The following is an 18,286-nucleotide window of genomic DNA, read 5'->3' on the forward strand; positions in this document are numbered from 1 at the left end:
AATCCATGGTTTACAATTCCGATCCAGTTCTTTTACAATTCCACTGCATGTCCACCATCAAAAAAGTACAGCCATTTCCGGTCAACTTTCCGACCTAATATATCTTCAATAGCCCGTCCATACAGATCCAGCTGGAAGCGATAATTTTTGGTGAGTTCATCCAAACCACCACGATGCTCCAATACCCGATCCGTCTTGTAATCAAGCAAGACAAGCTCGCCGTCCACCTCATACAGACAATCGATAATCCCCTGTACAAGCACGGTTTCATTTTCAATCGTTGCCTGCATTTTGCTATCTTCATTTAGCATCTGTATATCTGAGTTCGCCGCCTGTTGATGTAGCCATTCCACAGGAGACTGGTGTGCCGGAAGTCCATACACAAACGGAATTTCCCGTTTCACCCACGCTGCACGCAATAATTCTTTCCCTGGTTCTGTATTGAAAAATCCGCCCAGTTCTTCAGGTTCGATAGCCGCAGCATGATGGGGCAGCAAAATCTGAAGCTTAATCAACCGCTCAATCGTCTGTTCAATAAGCTGTGAATCAACAAATGAGCCATCTATAGGAAGATGCTGCATCAACGTATGATACACGTTCCCCCGTTCTGCCCCTGTCAGCTGCGTTGCCTCCATGAATTTCGGACGACGCAGGTGCAGTTTGAAAGACGTACCCGCAGATCCCGCATCCGGAACGTTCACCGTACGGTTTGAATCTGACCCTGATCCAGTCTCACGCTCGTTAGATTCATCGGATACGCCACGTAGTACACGGCCTGCTTCATCTTTGGTGTAACTGATTCCTGGGGTGTTGTGAGCCAATAATTTCTCGGACTGTTCTCCCAGTTCCTCCATCACCTCTACGGACTGAATATCCTGCAACGCAAGTAACGTTTTCAACTCCGTGACAGATGTACTGGCTGCTACTTTAGTTGCTGCTTCATAGGGGTACGTCCATGAAAGCCGTTGATCAACCTCGTGGATCAGCTGTGTCTCCTCTTGTTGAAGAGCTACTGTATCTGCACCTTCATCTTCAATGTTTTGGTTAGCCGTATCTTGTGCAATCTTCGTCAGCTCCTCTACCGTTGAGGAAGTAACCAACTTCACAGGCTGAACGGCTTTTAGCGCAGCAATTCGTTCTTTCCGCACCTCAGTCATCCCGTCTTCTTCTCCGAGTGTCTGACCCACCACATGGTCACGGGATACCTGATCAGCGGAAATAATAGAGATCACCCATCGTGATTGATCATCTGCAAGACAAGCTGAGAACGAATCATTGCTTCCAGCAAGTTCACGCAGCACAACCGCATCTGGATGTCTCATCAGGGATGGTCCAATCCAGTCCAGGTAACTCCGTCCAGCAGCAAGCAGATAGTCTGGCAATGCCAGTTCAGGGCTATCCTTGACCTGAGACCACGCGAGCGCTTTTTTCGCGGCATCTTTTACAGTACCCAGCAAAATCATTTTCTCTTTGGGACGGGTCAACGCAACATACAGCACACGCATCTCTTCAGCAAGCAGTTCAAATTGCGCACGACGACGAATCGCCAGATTGGCTAATGTAGGATAGGCAACCCGGTTCTCACGATCCACAAACCTCGGGCCAAATCCCAGTTCCTTATGCATTAGAAACGGTGCGTTCAAGTCCTGCTGATTGAACATCTTGGATATGCCACCGACAAAGACAATTGGAAACTCCAAACCTTTACTCCGGTGAATCGTCATGATACGTACGGCGTTGTCCTGCTCACCAGAGCTACTTGTTACAGTCCCGAGGTCTCCCCCGTTTTCCCGCAGTCTGGAAACATAGGTCAGGAAACGGAACAAGCCGCGATTCGCAGTTGATTCCTCATATTGTCGTGCTCGATCGTACAATGCCTTAAGATTACTTTGACGTTGCTGTCCTCCTGGAAGACCACCAACCCAGTCCAAATAACCAGTTTCCCGATACATACGCCAGATCAGTTCACTTAGACTGCCTTGTCTTGCCTCAAGTCTCCACTGCTCCAATTGACGCATAAAGCGAATTAACTTTTGCTGTAATTCCGAGCCTGAGATCTCCGTTATGCCCAGATCCTCACTTGCATGTCCCGCAACACCAGCATCTTGCATTCCATCTGTATGCAATGTATGCACATCGAATTCGTGTACGTCGTCCAGAATCTCTGCCTCAACAGAAGCTGCTGTCTCCCGCTGTCCCTGTTCCATCTCTGACCAGGCTTCCGGCCACTGTAACTGGACGATATTGGAATCAGGATCGTTATCCTGACGGGATTGTTGTACGGCATTAGTGGAGGAATTGTTCCATTCACCAGCAGCAGACACAACCGCATCATAGAATGACTGTCTTTTGTCACCAAGCCGAATCTGTGCGAGTTCTTCTTCATCCAGTCCAACAATCGGAGAACGAAGCACGGAAGCGAGCGGAATATCCTGCCTTGGATTATCAACAAGCTGAAGCAGCGACATCATGATTTCCACTTCTGTAGCCTGAAAATAACCCTTGCTCTGTTCTCCTCCAGCAGGAATTCCCTGCTGTCTGAATTCCTCAATCATGAGCGGTGCCCACATCAAGGTTGAACGCAACAAGATGACCATGTCACCGTAACGTGCCGGACGCATCGTTTGCAGGGCTTTGTCATATATATGGAGGGCAGGTTTGTCCGTATCCCCAACCATCTCACGAATACGCCTTGCAATCGCCCGCGCTTCCAACTGAGCTGTTTCGAGTTCGGCACTCTCCAGTTCTGCGGAGATTGATGCATCCCCATTCTCATCCGTACTCTCTGTCAGATCAGGACCACCGCCCTGACGATCAATCAGCATAAGTTCAGGTGTATACGCCTTATCACCAAGCGTTTCTGACGGGAACGTTGCCCCATATGCCAGTTGAGCTCGTTCATCGTAAGCAATCTCTGCCACACCTTCGTTCATGAGTTGCCGGAATATCATATTGACCGAATGCACGACTTCAGCACGGCTGCGGAAATTCCGCGCAAGATCAATACGTTGACCTGAACGATTCAGACGATCTTCCACCATTCCATCTTCACGTGTGCTCGCTCCATATTGGCGATACTTGTTCATAAATAGACCCGGCTCAGCCAACCGGAAACGGTAGATACTCTGTTTGACATCACCGACCATGAATCGGTTACCCGGGTTTTCTCTGGAGATGAGCTTCACGATATCTTCCTGAACCGTATTGGTGTCCTGATATTCATCAAGCAACACTTCATCGAATCGCGAACGGTACTCCATAGCCGCATCGGAAGGCATCGACAGTTCAGGCGTTGAATCCTCATGTCGCAAAATGTGAAGACAGTAGTGCTCCAGATCACTGAAGTCAACTTGCCCCCGTTCCTGTTTGGCCTGTCGATAACGTTCTCCAAATGTACTAACCAGCCTCGACAGTTCCTGCATGAGTGGCGCCGCTTGCTCCAGCTCCTGCCAGAACGAAAAAGCACTTCTTCCAAACAATGAACCTTTCAGGTCGGAAACGGCCTTTTTCGCAGCCTCCCGGAGTTCCTTCACCTGATCCTGTAAAGTCGGGTCCGTTTGATCCTTTTTGCAGGGTTTCAGTTTGCCAAATGCAGCGGGTTGAAACACTTCAGGCAACCTCTCCCATGGCATTATCTCAACCGCAGACAGCAGATCTTCCACCATCACCAGATCTTCTTTTAACGTATCTGCATAAGGTGCCGGACCTTCAGGCTGCATGGAAATATGAATGCCTTGACGGAGTAGTCCTGCTGCACCACTCAAAGCAAGAGCCGCATCACGCAAAATACTCTGAACCCATGCTGTATGTCCAAGTGCCTCCACACTTTCCACCTGAAAAGCAGATGCCATCTCTGAGAGCCAATGATCCGGCCAGGAATGACTGCGGGAGAAATCATACAATCGTTGCACCAGTCGATGCATCGCATCATCGTTTCGTTCTCCACTGAACCAGTCCACTAATTCGCGGAATGTACTCCCTTCATCTTCTTCGCCATACTTTTCCTCAAAAAGTTCTTCGAGCAGTTCCTGTCGCATAATTTCCGCTTCATTTTCATTCAGGATACGAAAAGCCGGGTTCAACGGAATTTGCTGATAGTAACGGCGAATGACTTCCATACAGAATGAATGCAGCGTTGTAATAGATGCCCGTCCAAGCAGCGACAGCTGCTTACGCAGATGCTCTTCTCCAGGCTGTTCTTCAAGCGCACGTTCCAGCGCTTCCCGAATCCGTTGTTTCATCTCGGCGGCGGCCGCTTTGGTAAACGTAGCTACAAGCAAGCGATCCACACTGAATCCTTGGGAGGGATCTGCGATCTTGCGAATAATTCGTTCAACCAGCACAGCTGTCTTGCCTGATCCCGCAGCTGCGGCAACAAGAATGTCTTCTCCGCTTTCCGAGATGGCACTCCACTGGTCATCACTCCAGAAGCTACCCTCCGGTTTTGGCATATTCGTCATGATGTTTCCCCTCCCTTGGTGTGAGATAACATATCCCAGATTTGCTGTTTGCCCGGTTTGGACAACAGGTTATATTCATTTCCTTCAATATTCTCATCAAACTGACAAACAGGCTTATACGGACAGAACGTACACGCCACTTCCTGCTGAATGCGATAAGGCTCAATGGCCACATCCCCATCCGTAATCCGGGTACCAATCTCGCGGATATTACTGCGAACCGAAGCAAGCAGCGTATCCCATTGCTCTGGCGTAGCTACAGCGGCGCTGCTATAAAAGCTTCCGTCCGCCTTAAGGGCAACTGGAATAATCGCTGAATACCCCTTATCCAGGGTGTTGTCCATTTGAGCGATTGCGTCCCGATCTGCCAGCAGCAAACCTTTCATTTTGAACCGTTTCAGCAGTTCTTGTCCGGCTTGCTCCGATGTCATGCCGTTTGCGGATTGCAACAGCGGGTTATGCACATGGAAATACAACGTTCCTCCCGGCATCGCCGTTTCCCCAAGCCATTCTTCGGCAGCACTAAGCAGCACCTCCAGATAGGTGAGCATCTGCAATGACAGACCATAGTACACTTCATGTAACTTGAGGTCCGTCTGGCTTGATTTATAGTCAATGACACGCAGGAGCAGACCATTCTCTCCTTCTGCGACATCTACACGGTCAATCCGGCCCACAATCTCCATCACACAGCCATTCTCCAGTTCAAAGCGCAGAGGTGGCAGTGTTTTATCCGGTCCAAAATCAAGCTCCAACCCAATCGGTTCAAAACTTCCACGTCTGGACTGTTCACCAAGAATTACGGATGCCCGGCTAACAATGTCCTTCAACTTGCGGAAAATATAACCGTATCGCTTGGTGCTTAGCAAAATCTCTCCTTGCAGTTGTGGTGCAATCTGCTCCACCGTTTGCTCGGCTTCCTTGCGGCATTGTTCTGGAGTCAAACTTCCCCAACTACGATTTTCTTCACGCAATCGCATAGCCAGCTGGCTTAGTGCAGCATGAAACAGCTGTCCGATATCAGGGGCCTGAAGGCGGTACAATTGCCGTTCTTTGAGGCGTAGCCCGTGCGAAGCAAAATGGGAGAACGGGCAAGCAACAAACCGCTCCATTCGCGAGACACTCGTCCTCACCTCTGTACCATATAGTCTGCGACTGGTAGCTGTACGTAGTGGTAATGCTCGATTACGATAAAAGATCGATCCCATCAACCGCTCCAGCTGAGGTCTGCTTGTCTCCCGAGATACATGCCAATTGTAGACCGCCCACCACATTTCAGGGATGTCTTCTCCGCGGCGCCATTTGCGCAATTGTCCAATGAGCGCAGACAGACTCTGACCTGGATGGGTGACATAGGACCAATGCGCTTCTTCCGAGTTCGCAATCGGTGGTTGAGCGAGCAATGGCTGTTCTTGTAAACCAAACATCTTCCGTACATGGCGGACAATCTCGGAAGGAAGCAGTGCTTTCCCCTCATCATCAGCAACCGGATAACTCAGCCACAACTGGCTGCTTGCGGCTGCAAGTGCCGTATAGATCAGGAAACGTTCATCCAGCATCTGCCTTGTTGCACCTGGTCCAAGCGCCATGCCACGTTCCGTCAGTAACGATCTCTCCAGTTCCGTTAATACGCCATCATCCTGAGGTACGGCAGGTAATTCACCATCAACCGCGCCAAGGATAAATACGTATTTGATGTCCTGAAGACGTGTACGGTCCATAGAACCAACCAATACCTGATCAAGTGCTGGTGGTACCAGACCCAGCTTCAGTTCCGTTAATCCGGTCTCAATCATCCCGGCAAACAGCGTGATATCCAGCCGTTCATTCCCCATCATATCGACCATCTGATCCAATAAATCTAGCACAGCTCCCCACATCTGCCGATGTTCTCTCGACCGTTCGGGGTCACCTTGTGCCTTAGCTTCAGCAGACATGTTCTCCAGCTTCCATGCGATCTCAGCATCTTCCAGCAGTCTGTATAGTGCCTCGCACTGGGCTTTGGCTGTCTTTGCCTTTTTCATTCGTTTCTCAAAAGCACCCAAGGAATCTGTAATGACCGTTCGGCAGCTCTCCATTAGAGAAAGCATCTGGTCACGTCCTCGACTACGGCCATCCTGACCGTTGTCTTCGAGCGACAGGCTTGGTACATACTTCCATGGTTTGCCATCAGTCCAGCGATACCCGTGAATACCACAAGCCAGTACATAATTCTCAAGCTGGTCCATATCTTCACGAGTGATTGAACCATCACGCGGAAGCAGCAGATCCGTTTTGACACAGCGAAATACATCCTCGTAACGCCAATGGCGCCGAACAATATCCAGTGCGGAACGGATAAACTCGGATAATGGATGATGAAGTTCATTTCTTCTGCGGTCCAGAAAGACGGGTACGTCATAATCCCTGAATAGAGGTTCAGCTATATCAGCGTAGGTATCCAACTGACGAACAAGTACTGCCATATCCCGATAACGCGCACCTTCGTTTTGCGCCAGACGCCGCATCTCACGCAGTGCTCCCTCCATCTCAGCTCGTCGGTTCTCCGCTGCAACCAGTCGGATTCCGGAATCAAGGCCATCACTTTTCCAACGAATTCGGCGGTCGAAACCAGCCTCCAGATGAGCAAGTCCCGGACGATCCTTGTATCTCGGTGGAATCTCCGAATTTAGCACGGTTATATCGCTCGGTACACCCAGTTCTTCAGCCATCCCTTTCAGACGCGCATAGGCACTTGCCGTGGGATAGAACAGTTCCAGTTCTCCAGGCAGTGCGCCGTGATCATAAGGACGATCCAATGTCAGTGCAATGGTCACGGAAGAGGACTGCAACATCAGCCGACCGATCACACTCATCTCCTGTGGTGTGAATCCCTGAAAACCATCAATCCAGATCTGGGCATCCTGCAGCAATGCACTTTCCGACAAACGATCTGTCAGCTCGGTCAACGTGTCTTCATCATCAATATATAAATGGGTCAGTTCCTGTTCATAGTCACGATATATCAGATTCAAGTCATGCAACTTGTCCTCCAGAATTGGCGAAGTGGATGAGGTATTCCCTCCAGACAGCCCTTCTTCCAGCAATGATGGATCAACTTCATAACGTTTAAATTCACTATATAAGTCATTTAATTCGCCTATAAAACCCAGCTGGCTGCCGGATGCACCAAACAGCTTCAATTCTTCCTTACGGCGCTGGATGACCTTGTAGAGCAGCATCTTTTTGCCTTCGGCTCCGATCGGAATACGAGCAGAACCACCTGCTTCCTGCATTACACGATAGGCTAAACGGCGAAAGCCCAGCACTTCTGCACGCATCGTACCTTTAATTGCTCCAGAAGACACCAATGTCTGCTCTGTTCGAAAAGAACTCTGTTCGGGAACGAGCAAAATCAAAGGTGTGCCTTGCGGTTCTTGTTGAAGCAGGGATATAATTTCCCGGGTAATCAGCGAGCTTTTGCCGCTGCCTGCCCGGCCAATAACAAAACGAACGGACATGTCTAATCCTCCAAACCACACGTACAAGATTTTAATTCCCAGTATAACATATCTGACTTGGTTCGGAACATACGTTTGCCACTATCCGGTAAAAACGGAGATCATCTCCGTTAACACAGCCAAACAGCAAAAAGCCCGCAGCTATCACACTGTGGACTTTTTGCCAAAAGTATCATTTATTTAAACTTCACTTTATCTCACGAGAGATTAAAAAAAGTGAAACGAGACTCTTCTAATTCTTTTTACTGCGCACTTCGAAAATAGCAAATTTCAGGTAATGTCCTTCATCCACGCCCAAAATCTGCGGGTGGTCCTTACCTGCTGCCTTCCAGTCAATTAGACGCAGCACTTTGCCTGCATCTTCCGCTGCATCCGCAATCGTATCCAGGAAAAGGTCAGGACGCATGTGATACGAACAGCTGGCTGTTACCAAATATCCGCCCTCATTAACCAGTTTCATTCCTTGCAGGTTGATATCCTTATATCCACGGCATGCACCTTTGACTGCTGATTTCGTTTTGGCAAATGCAGGAGGATCGAGGATGACGACATCAAATGTTTTACCGCCAGCTGCCAGCGCTTTGGATGTATCCACTTTCTGTTCGCCTGCACGTGCACGTGCGGTACGTTCATCCAGCCCTTTCACTTGTTCACGCAAGTACTGGAATGCATCAGCAACTACGAACTCGACCCGGTCGGTAAAACCGTTCAGCTCCACATTTGTTCGTGCACTCTCAATGGCATGCTCCGAAATATCAAGACAAGTCACTTTCTTGGCTCCATACTTGCAAGCATTCAACGTGAAACTGCCTGTGTGTGAGAAGCACTCCAGCACAGTGGCACCATCCCAATAAGGGAATGTAACTACTTTACCGCTTTTATTCACAGGCAACATCTGCTGTGTGCCATCCTGCTCGGTCGTTTGTAGTGTGATTCCACTCTTATAGCCCCAACCCTTCATGAGCGGTTCGATGGCTGCACGATTCTCGCGTTGGTCGAAGAAGTAACCTGTCTTCTGCCCTTCCACGATATCCACTTTAATGAGTAGTCCATTTTCTGTAACGGTGACATGCCGTGGGCACTCTCCGTACAGCGGACCTTTGGTCTGCTCCAAACCTTCGAGTTCACGAATCGAGACATCACTGCGCTCATATATGCCTTCCGGTTGCATTACTTCAACGAGTGCCTGTACGATGGCTTCACGGCAACGATCCATGCCAAGTGTAAGCAACTGTAAAACGAGGATGCTGCCGAACCGGTCAACGATCAAGCCTGGTAGAAAATCTGCTTCGCCGTAAACGAGACGGTATGCCTCTCCATCCTGGATAAAACGTTCACGGTGACGCAAGCAATCGCGGAAACGCGCTGCAAAAAACGCGGTGTCCATCTGTTCGGACTCCAAGGGTTGATAAGCTATAACCCTTACAGTGATCTGAGATGCGGGATTGTAATATCCGGTCGCCAGATAGCGACCTTGATGATTCAATACATTGACCAGATCTCCCGGCTCCGGGTTTCCGTCAACAGAGGCAATTTCATTGTTAAATATCCATGGATGTGCATGTTCAAGCCGCTTTTTGCGACTGCGTTCAAGTGTAACTGATGGCAAGGTAGATCCACTTCTTTCATAGTTAGTTGAAAAGATAGGTTTGGTGCAAAGGAGACGCTACGGCAACGAATTGTTCCTCTGATCGCTGTTATCCCCAGATTTTTTTGAACTCCCTTTTCTCAAAGGGAAAATCCGGGGATAAAGGCGAGCGCTTCGCTTCTTCGGTAACAATTTCGTCTTCTTCGCTGCGTTTGCACGAATCACCGTATCTTTCGAATTGGGGTGGAACAGATAAGTTCCGTAATTTTGAATGAGGGGACGAAATTAGGTTGCTTCCCTCTCAATTCCTTTAGGCTTGTCATGGTTGTCTTTTCTTACTCATAGGATGAGTTAAGGAACCGGACGGAAGGAATGATGTTTCTATGTTTAGAGATGTGATATTGCCCTTACTCTATGGGCTTATTATCTTTTTTGGTGGCATGAAGCTGATGGAGACGGCCTTGCAGCGCATGGCAGGGCCCATGTTGGCAGGTTGGCTCAATCGTGCCACCTCTGCTCCTTGGAAAGGCATGGCCTTCAGTGCTTGCGCAACAGCCCTGTTACAGAGCAGTACTGCGGTCACCGTACTCACCATTGGACTGGCTAATGCCAGATTAATTACCTATGGACGCACACTCGGCATCATCCTCGGCACCAACATCGGGACATGCCTGACGACGGAGTTGGTGGGACTGCAGATCGGTCGTGCTTCCCTGCCGCTACTCGTCCTGTCTCTAACGGGCTGGGCCATGTTTGTTGTTCTTAGTGAACGCAATCTGGCCGCTCCTGAACGCACGCGCCAGACTCTGTTTAACATCCAGTACAGCTTCCTCGCAGCTGCGGGATTTGCACTTGTTATGACAGGCATTCAAGTGATGCAATCCATTGCCTTACCCTTGCGGAGCATGGGCGTATTTCAATGGTTTCTCGACCGCTCGGCCGACAGCTTATGGTGGGGCTTCCTGGCAGGTGCCTGTCTGACAGCGCTCATTCACAGCAGCGCAGCTGTCATTAGCATGGCGATTACGCTCGCAGCCACAGGGGTATTACCTGTGGAGATCGGCATCGCCATTGTGATCGGGTCCAATGTGGGGACCTGCATCACCGCTGTAATTGCTGCCGCGGGCGGAGCATCCGCAGGCAAATTTGTCGCAGCCTCCCATGTTGTATTAAACATTGCGGGAGCGCTGCTGTTTATGCCGCTGATCGGCCAGCTGCATGCAGCTTCGGCCTGGCTGTCAGCGGATAACGGGGCACAGATTGCGCATGCCCAGACCCTTTTTAACATCACCAGTTCACTGCTTGCTTTGCCATTCTGTTACTTGCCAATCTGGCACAAAAAACCACCGGTTCACGCCCCCGCGGCGAAGCCACCCGTGGCTTGATGATCTGCTTATGCAGACCCACAGAACGCGCGGCTAACTGACTCGAACAATAGTGCGTTATACGTTAAAGCCTAACTTGTTCAGGGCTACACGCAAGATATCATCGTTATTATCATATCCGCTCTGCTGCTGTAAGGACCATGCTTCTTCCGGAGCATACCAATCCACACCCTTGATTTCTTCAATCTGAGGCTGTAGATCACCACTCTCGGCTTCAACGAGATAATAATGAACTTCCTTGTCCACCGGGCCAAAATCTGCATGTTGGTAAGTGTAAGCAATGATATCGACCGGCTCTATAATGCGACCCACCATACCTGTCTCTTCCAAAATCTCGCGCAGTGCCGTCTGTTCGATTGTTTCTCCATCTTCCATCTTGCCCTTGGCGAGAGTTGTTTTACCATAACGATCTACGATAAGCTGAATTTGAAGACGTCCGTCTTCCCCTGTTCTATAAACAACTCCGCCTGCTGAAATTTCTTTTTTGTTCATCGTACTCTCCCCCATCAACTTCGATATCTTTATCTTATTTTTTGCAAAAGAAGGACCTCATCTCCCCGGGTAAGCTCCCCAAGGAAATGAAATCCTTGTTTCTGACGCCTCGATCACATCGCGGCGGACTTAAGATTCTCTTCCAACACACGTACCAGCGTAGCCAGACTCTCGTTGACGCCGGCTTCAACCACTTTGACTCGGCACACTTTACCGACCATATCCATCGTTCCGTCAAAGACCAGTTGAATGTAGTTGTCGCTATAACCGTGCAGCTTGCCACTTCCCTCGCGGCCTTTGGCTTCACCTTCGGGAATAACATCCAGTACCTGTCCGACAAACTGCTCAGCGTACTCCAGCTGCATCTGCTCAGACAAGTCAATCAGTTCATGCACACGTGCATTTTTGACCTCTTCGTCCACCTGATCTTCCATCCGTGCTGCTGGTGTACCCGTACGTTTCGAATAAGGGAATATGTGCATTTCGGAAAAACCGATCTTCCGCATCAACTCGTAGCCATTACGGTACATCTCATCCGTCTCACCTGGAAATCCAACAATGATGTCTGTTGTAATCGCTACATCAGGCATTGCTTCCCGAATGCGAAGCATTTTGTTGTAAAACTCTTCTGTCGTATACTTGCGGCGCATGCGTTTCAACACCGTATCATCCCCCGCTTGCAGCGGAATATGGAAGTGACGAACAAGTTTGTCCGAACGTTTGATCACGTCGAGCATACGGTCGTCAATCTGACTGGCTTCAATCGAGCTGATTCGAATACGCTCCAGCCCCTCTACCTTGTCCAGGTCCCACAGCAGATCGGTCAGATCATAATTCTCCATGTCATCACCATACCCACCTGTATGAATACCAGTCAGAACAATCTCCTTGTATCCGGCGTGTACGAGTTGATGTGCCTGTTGAATAATGCTGTTCGCTTCCCGACTACGTGAGAGACCGCGAGACCACGGAATGATGCAGAACGTGCAAAAGTTATTGCATCCATCCTGAATTTTCAGGAACGCTCGGGTACGATCAGCAAAATCAGGTACATCCATCTCTTCAAACACGCGGGTTTTCATAATATTACGCACCGCATTAACCGGTTGACGGGACTCCTGAATTTCATTAACATATGGCAAAATCTTGTCACGGTCCTGTGTACCGATAACCAGATCCACCCCTGGGATGTCCAGAATCTCTGCCGGAGAAGTCTGCGCGTAGCAGCCTGTAACGGCCACAATCGCCTCCGGGTTGCGCCGAATGGCACGACGAATAATTTGACGGCTCTTTTTGTCGCCGGTATTGGTTACTGTACAAGTATTAATCAAGTATACATCCGCTGTCTGTTCATCAAAGTCCACTTGATCGTAACCTTCGTTTTTGAACAATTGCCAAATCGCCTCTGTATCATAGAAATTAACTTTGCAGCCTAAGGTGTAAAACGCCACGGATGGCATAATTACATTCCTCCCATTTCTCCGGATTCATATAGCACGCAAGTTAGTGCTGCCATTCCAGCTGTCTCAGCACGCAAAATGCGTTTGCCCAGTCCCACAGATACAGCACCTGCCTGATCAGCCTCTGCCGTCTCCTTCTCAGAAAATCCACCTTCCGGTCCAACCACGATCAAAACTTCTGCACTTGCACCAGGTGCAAGCTGCTCTACAAACGGCTTCAGTGCATCTCTCAGCTGTTTACCGTTTTCTTTCTCATAACAATAACATACCAGGCTATAGCCCTCAAAAGAAGATAACAGCCCTTTCCAGGAAAGTGGCTGCTCAACGGATGGAATACGATTCCGGTGACTCTGTTCGGCAGCTTCCTTGGCAATTTTCCGCCAGCGCTCCAACCGTTTGCCTTCCTTCTTGGCATCATATTGCACAATCGTACGCTCTGATAGGAAGGGTACAAATGATACCGCCCCAATCTCAGTGCATCTCTGGATGACTGTTTCCATCTTGTCGCCCTTGGGCAAACTCTGTGCCACGGTTACACGAATCCGTGCTTCATGGTCCATAGCCAAAGACTCTACAATATTTGCAGTAACTTGGCCAACTTCAATGGTCTCAATTTCCACGAGTGCTTCTCTGGAGTTTCCGTCACTGACAATCAGTTTATCTCCAGGTTTACCACGCATGACCTTGCCGATATGGCGTGCATCATCACCTGTGATGATCACAGCGTGTTCATTAAACTGTTCTGCAGATACAAAATATCGCTGCATTAGTCAATCCACCCATTCTGTCCTGTTATGATTGGAATTCACCCCGCCTAATGACAGGCGTGAATCCAATCGCCACAGATGATCATACAACTTTTGCGTGTTTCTGACCAGTATATCAGCCCAAAACACGAAGTGCTTTTAGCGATATAATTCAATAACCAGCTTTGCCAGATCCACATACATCGTTTGCGCAAACTCATACAAAGGTTGAATCGTCACATTTTGCAATGGAGGTATAACAAGAATCAACAGGAAGATAAAAATGGACCATTGCTCCACACCTTGCAGCTTGCGGCTGATTGAAGGTGGCACTACATCTTCCAGAATCCGATAACCATCCAGTGGGGGCAACGGAATCAAGTTAAACAGGAACAGGAAAAAGTTGGTTAAGTTAAAGATAGCAAAGAACGTTGTGATGGCTGTCAGCAACCGCTCATTATCAATGCCTCCGAGCGCTCCCGAACCAACCAGTGAAGCATAGATGATTGTACCGATGATCGCCAGCAACAGATTGCTCAGAGGCCCTGCTGCGGATACGATGATGCCCATCAATCTAGGTTTGTCGAAGTTAGCCCGATTAACCGGAACTGGACGTGCCCAACCAAAGCCCGCAATAATGAGCAACAGCACACCAAACAAGTCAAAGTGTACAACCGGATTCAGTGTGACCCGACCCAACAGCTTGGCTGTCGGATCACCGAATTTGTTGGCAAAATACGCATGCGAGAATTCATGCACCGTAAATGCGATCAGGATGGTCAGCAGGAAAAACGGAAGCTGATCGATCGGATAACGAAAGAACGAATTCCAAAAGTCCATACGTTACCCCTTTCTGGCTACAAACGCCAGCCAATCCTCATCACGGTGGATCGCACTCACTTCAAACCCGGAGGCTACCAGTGCATCATGCACAACCTGCTCTTTGTTCTTCCAAATGCCGGATACAATATAGGTCCCACCAGACTCAAGCGCATGATAGACATCGTCCACGAACAACAAAATGATCTCAGCCAGAATGTTCGCAACAACAACTTTAACTGGCAGTTGCACACCAAGCGCAGGGTCCTGACTCCCAAGGACGGACAACAGATCACTCTCTTTAACCGTAATTTGTTGCTCCAGCCCATTCAGTTCCACATTCTCCCTGGCACTGATTACCGCAACCGGATCAAGATCAAGCGCCAGTACATGTTTTGCGCCAAGTTTTATTGCTCCTATAGCCAAAATACCAGAACCTGTACCTACGTCAATAACTTCCTCCCCGCCCTCAATAACCGTTTCCAGTGTGCGCAAGCAGAGGGAGGTCGTTGGGTGGGTTCCTGTACCAAAAGCCATGCCTGGGTCAAGCTCAATTATTTTCTCATCCGGACTTTCTGGCGTATACTCTTCCCACGTTGGTTTAATCGTCAGACGTTCCGATACACGTACCGGCTTGAAATATTGCTTCCAGGCTGTTGCCCAGTCATTTTCATCCACTGTACGTGTCTCATAACGAACCTCACCTGTATCAATTCCGAATTCGGGGAGTTCCTCAATTCTCCGATTAACTTCGGACTGCAATGCAACCATATCCGTACCTTCGGAGAAGTACCCTTTGATGACCGCAAAGCCTTCCGGAATATCATTCAAAGGAACGTCGTATAACTCCCCATATGTCGTGTCCCGTTTTTTATTTAAAGTACCGGACTCTTCAATCGAAACCCCTCCAGCACCCGCTTCATGTAAAAAATTCGAAATCATCTCCACAGCTTCTTCTGTGGTATGTATTGTTAGTTCATGCCATAACATACTTGGTTTTTCCTCCTCATTTTTCAAACATCCCAACTATTGTACTACACAAGCGAGTCGGAGCACAAAGCCGCACCAGTAAAAGAAAAACAAAACAGGATATCCGCAGCCTGACTGCTCGAATATCCTGTCATCTATTCATACATATCTGTTTCATTTACTTCAGCATTTTGTATAATTCGAATCTCACTTAGCAAAAACGCCCACCATTCTGTGTGATCATCTCTGCGGCTTGCGGGAGCGAATCGTTGGATACGGACACGGTCAGCAAAATTTCTTGTTTCAGCCTGTTTGCCGAGTCCTCTTTGGGTGTATCATACACCTGACCATTGGACAACATTTCCGTTTCATCACTAATCAGGGCAAGTACATTCAGTTCGCCACTAAACCCTCCGACAACGGCCGTAGGAGAATTATCGAAGCTCTTAACATCGTTTGAGTCCAATGCAGACGCTTCATTGCCAAGGCTCTCAATACTCAACTGGTTCGGGTGCAACAATTCAAGGGCTCTGCGTGCAGACTCGGCCTCAGTCCAGCTTGTAAAAACAGCTTCGAGGGTCACTGCCGAGCGATCTTCAGTCATTAAGCTCCCGTCCCTGTCGTCGATCAGCCGCTTCACTGCGGCGTAGTGCTTCAATATCTTCATGATCCGCAGCTTCAGCGCTGAATTCCACGTCCTCATTTTTCGCGGATTGCATACGTTTCATCTTTTCCGTTTTCGTTAAAATCTTGCCTGGACGTTCATGTTCTGCCATTGTAATGCTCCTCCTTCAAATTGTATAATTTCAACTAAATCGTATTTACACTGACACTCCGATGACAGAACAACCTTCCGCTCGCTGTTATCCCCAGATTTTTTTTAATTCCCTTCTTCCAAAGGGAAAATCCGGGGATAAAGGCGAACGCTTCGCTTCTTCAGGTTTTTTCTGTCCTCTCCGTTATTGTGTAAATATTTAGATTGAATCTTATATTGTTGGTCTAACTATGGATTTCTTGAAACTAGATCATTCCACCGGCTTGTTCGATTATAGACATAGCGCGGTGATGTACCGATTCATCTACGATGACCGTTAGTAATACATCTCTTCCTGTAGGGCCACCCTGTCCACCATCACTCATGCCGCTTGCAGAAGGGTCCGCCGCCGCCATGATTCCAGCACTGGCATTTGTTTGCATCGAATCGGGCACCCATGATGAAAAACTGCCGGAAACACCCGGCTTGTAGGAAGCCCCGCTTGGTCCTACACCCGCATAACGGCTGAATCGATTAATGGACAGGTCCTCCACTCGCAATGCCTCCAGTTTTTTGGCTGCCCCTTGAGCCTGCTCAGGGCTGTGAAAGTACGCCAAAATATTTTTCTCGGTCATCCGCTTCACCTGCTTTCCTAATTTCTCGCATATCAGCTATGCATATCATTCTCGCCATGCTATCTTTCCGCAAGTTTGCTCAGAATATACCGAAATGCTCCCACAAATTGCTGTCGTTCTTTGTAGCATAAATCCATGGATTTTGCCAAAATCACTGATACACTAAAAAAGGCGTACAAAAAAGGACACCATACGGTAAAAACCGCTGTGGTGTCCTTTTGGGCTTGCTTTATTTTATTCTCAGTCGCCGCGGAAGGCGCGTTTCACTCTATCAAAGAAAGATTGTTCATGCTCATGTGTTTGCTCTCCATCCAGCGCAGCAATTTGGCGAAGCAGATCTTTCTGCTCGTCATTCAGCTTACTAGGTGTAACCACAACCACTTTCACATGCTGATCTCCTTGCCCCATACCGCGTAGGCGTGGTACGCCTTTGCCTTTGAGTCGGAAATACGTTCCCGTTTGTGTACCAGCTGGTACTTTCAATTTCACTTTCTCGGTCAACGTTGGGATTTCAACTTCATCTCCCAGAGCTGCCTGAGCAAAGGTAAGTGGGATTTCGCAATAAATATCGTCACCTTCACGCTCGAAGAAATCATGTGATTTCACGCGAATGACAATATACAGGTCTCCCGCTGGTCCGCCACGCAGGCCTCCCTCGCCCTCACCTGTCATACGCAGTTGCGCGCCATCATCTACACCCGCTGGAATGCGGACATGGATTTTGCGTTGCTTGCGGACTTTACCGCTACCACTGCACGTTGTACATTTTTCTTTGATAATTTGGCCCGAACCGCTACAGTTCGAACATGCACGACGATTAACCATACGACCAAACGGTGTATTTTGCACGACTTCCTGCTGACCGCTACCTTGACAGACCGAGCAGGTTTCCGGTTTCGTTCCAGGTTTGGCACCTGAGCCATGACAGGTATCACAGCCTTCGGTACGCGGAATCGTAATATCCGTTTCTTTACCGAATACAGCTTCCTTGAACTCAATCGTCATCGTGTACTGCAGATCATTCCCCCGTTGCGGAGCATTTGGATCACGTCGTCCACCGCCACCGCCGCCAAAGAACATGTCGAAGATGTCGCCAAATCCGCCGCCGCCAAAATCACCGCCACCACCGAATCCACCTTGATTCGGATCGACATGACCATATTGATCATATTGTGCACGCTTCTGACCGTCACTCACTACGTCGTAAGCTTCTTTAACTTCTTTAAATTTAGCTTCCGCATCAGCAGCCTTGTTTACGTCAGGGTGATACTGACGGGCAAGCTTACGGTAAGCCTTTTTAATCTCATCGTCGTTAGCCGTTTTACTAACGCCAAGCACCTCATAATAATCACGCTTTTCAGCCACTCTTCCACCCCCATATCATTCACCATATCGCACATCGTGACAAAAGGAAAGCCAAAGCGCGGGAGCCCCGGCTATGACTTTCCCTCTAATTCGAACGTCACCGATGTTTAATT

At 48.8% G+C, this 18,286-nt stretch carries 13 protein-coding genes; 1 reads left to right on the forward strand and 12 read right to left on the reverse strand.

Annotated elements, in window-relative coordinates; all coding sequences use genetic code 11:
• Positions 1 to 32: 32 nt before the first annotated feature.
• From addA to MKY92_RS21135, 3 genes are all read right to left on the reverse strand, one after another.
• A complete protein-coding gene (gene addA / locus MKY92_RS21125; protein WP_339297502.1) occupies positions 33 to 4,460 on the reverse strand; it encodes a helicase-exonuclease AddAB subunit AddA in 4,428 nt (1,475 codons plus the stop codon).
• A complete protein-coding gene (addB, locus tag MKY92_RS21130; RefSeq protein ID WP_339297503.1) occupies positions 4,457 to 7,960 on the reverse strand; it encodes a helicase-exonuclease AddAB subunit AddB in 3,504 nt (1,167 codons plus the stop codon). Before addB ends, addA begins: the two co-directional genes overlap by 4 nt.
• A 232-nt stretch (positions 7,961 to 8,192) precedes the next feature.
• Positions 8,193 to 9,569 (reverse strand): class I SAM-dependent rRNA methyltransferase, encoded by a 1,377-nt coding sequence (locus tag MKY92_RS21135; RefSeq protein WP_339297504.1) that lies wholly within the window; start codon positions 9,567 to 9,569, stop codon positions 8,193 to 8,195.
• Positions 9,570 to 9,931: 362 nt separating this feature from the next.
• Here MKY92_RS21135 and MKY92_RS21140 point away from each other — a divergent pair, with 362 nt between their 5' ends.
• A complete protein-coding gene (locus MKY92_RS21140; protein WP_339297505.1) occupies positions 9,932 to 10,933 on the forward strand; it encodes a Na/Pi symporter in 1,002 nt (333 codons plus the stop codon).
• 57 nt (positions 10,934 to 10,990) lie between these two features.
• On the opposite strand, the gene MKY92_RS21145 is transcribed toward MKY92_RS21140, so the two are convergent.
• From MKY92_RS21145 to dnaJ, 9 genes are all read right to left on the reverse strand, one after another.
• Positions 10,991 to 11,425, reverse strand: coding sequence for an NUDIX domain-containing protein (locus tag MKY92_RS21145; RefSeq protein WP_339297506.1), 435 nt, complete (start codon positions 11,423 to 11,425; stop codon positions 10,991 to 10,993).
• Positions 11,426 to 11,538: 113 nt separating this feature from the next.
• Positions 11,539 to 12,885: a tRNA (N(6)-L-threonylcarbamoyladenosine(37)-C(2))-methylthiotransferase MtaB gene (gene mtaB / locus MKY92_RS21150; protein ID WP_339297507.1), complete on the reverse strand. Its 1,347-nt coding sequence runs from the start codon at positions 12,883 to 12,885 to the stop codon at positions 11,539 to 11,541.
• 2 nt (positions 12,886 to 12,887) lie between these two features.
• Positions 12,888 to 13,652 (reverse strand): 16S rRNA (uracil(1498)-N(3))-methyltransferase, encoded by a 765-nt coding sequence (locus MKY92_RS21155; protein WP_339297508.1) that lies wholly within the window; start codon positions 13,650 to 13,652, stop codon positions 12,888 to 12,890.
• Between the two features lie 138 nt (positions 13,653 to 13,790).
• Positions 13,791 to 14,471 (reverse strand): site-2 protease family protein, encoded by a 681-nt coding sequence (locus MKY92_RS21160; protein ID WP_074095894.1) that lies wholly within the window; start codon positions 14,469 to 14,471, stop codon positions 13,791 to 13,793.
• A 3-nt stretch (positions 14,472 to 14,474) separates the two neighbouring features.
• The gene (prmA, locus tag MKY92_RS21165; protein ID WP_339297509.1) at positions 14,475 to 15,440 is read right to left on the reverse strand and encodes a 50S ribosomal protein L11 methyltransferase; all 966 of its coding nucleotides are present in this window, start codon (positions 15,438 to 15,440) and stop codon (positions 14,475 to 14,477) included.
• A gap of 190 nt (positions 15,441 to 15,630) precedes the next feature.
• On the reverse strand, positions 15,631 to 16,023 hold the full coding sequence (locus MKY92_RS21170) for a hypothetical protein (RefSeq protein ID WP_339297510.1): 393 nt from the start codon (positions 16,021 to 16,023) through the stop codon (positions 15,631 to 15,633).
• Positions 16,016 to 16,195 carry a YfhD family protein gene (locus MKY92_RS21175; RefSeq protein WP_339297511.1) on the reverse strand — a complete coding sequence of 60 codons (180 nt, stop codon included), beginning with the start codon at positions 16,193 to 16,195 and terminating at the stop codon, positions 16,016 to 16,018. The genes MKY92_RS21170 and MKY92_RS21175 overlap by 8 nt, the downstream gene beginning before the upstream one ends.
• 244 nt (positions 16,196 to 16,439) lie before the next feature.
• Entirely contained in the window at positions 16,440 to 16,808 is a 369-nt protein-coding gene (locus tag MKY92_RS21180; protein WP_017687219.1) for a hypothetical protein, read from the reverse strand.
• A gap of 240 nt (positions 16,809 to 17,048) precedes the next feature.
• Positions 17,049 to 18,173, reverse strand: a complete 1,125-nt coding sequence (gene dnaJ / locus MKY92_RS21185) for a molecular chaperone DnaJ (RefSeq protein WP_062835521.1) — start codon at positions 18,171 to 18,173, stop codon at positions 17,049 to 17,051.
• Between the last annotated feature and the right edge of the window lie 113 nt (positions 18,174 to 18,286).

The sequence above is a fragment of the Paenibacillus sp. FSL R5-0623 genome (assembly GCF_037974265.1).
GTDB lineage: Bacteria > Bacillota > Bacilli > Paenibacillales > Paenibacillaceae > Paenibacillus.

Coding starts and splice junctions, on each gene's coding strand:
- MKY92_RS21160 (WP_074095894.1), bottom strand. CDS start 14,471: ATGGACTTTTGGAATTCGTTCTTTCGTTATCCGATCGATCAGCTTCCG.
- MKY92_RS21170 (WP_339297510.1), bottom strand. CDS start 16,023: ATGACTGAAGATCGCTCGGCAGTGACCCTCGAAGCTGTTTTTACAAGC.
- addA (WP_339297502.1), bottom strand. CDS start 4,460: ATGACGAATATGCCAAAACCGGAGGGTAGCTTCTGGAGTGATGACCAG.
- mtaB (WP_339297507.1), bottom strand. CDS start 12,885: ATGCCATCCGTGGCGTTTTACACCTTAGGCTGCAAAGTTAATTTCTAT.
- MKY92_RS21175 (WP_339297511.1), bottom strand. CDS start 16,195: ATGGCAGAACATGAACGTCCAGGCAAGATTTTAACGAAAACGGAAAAG.
- addB (WP_339297503.1), bottom strand. CDS start 7,960: ATGTCCGTTCGTTTTGTTATTGGCCGGGCAGGCAGCGGCAAAAGCTCG.
- MKY92_RS21140 (WP_339297505.1), top strand. CDS start 9,932: ATGTTTAGAGATGTGATATTGCCCTTACTCTATGGGCTTATTATCTTT.
- prmA (WP_339297509.1), bottom strand. CDS start 15,440: ATGTTATGGCATGAACTAACAATACATACCACAGAAGAAGCTGTGGAG.
- MKY92_RS21145 (WP_339297506.1), bottom strand. CDS start 11,425: ATGAACAAAAAAGAAATTTCAGCAGGCGGAGTTGTTTATAGAACAGGG.
- MKY92_RS21155 (WP_339297508.1), bottom strand. CDS start 13,652: ATGCAGCGATATTTTGTATCTGCAGAACAGTTTAATGAACACGCTGTG.
- MKY92_RS21180 (WP_017687219.1), bottom strand. CDS start 16,808: ATGACCGAGAAAAATATTTTGGCGTACTTTCACAGCCCTGAGCAGGCT.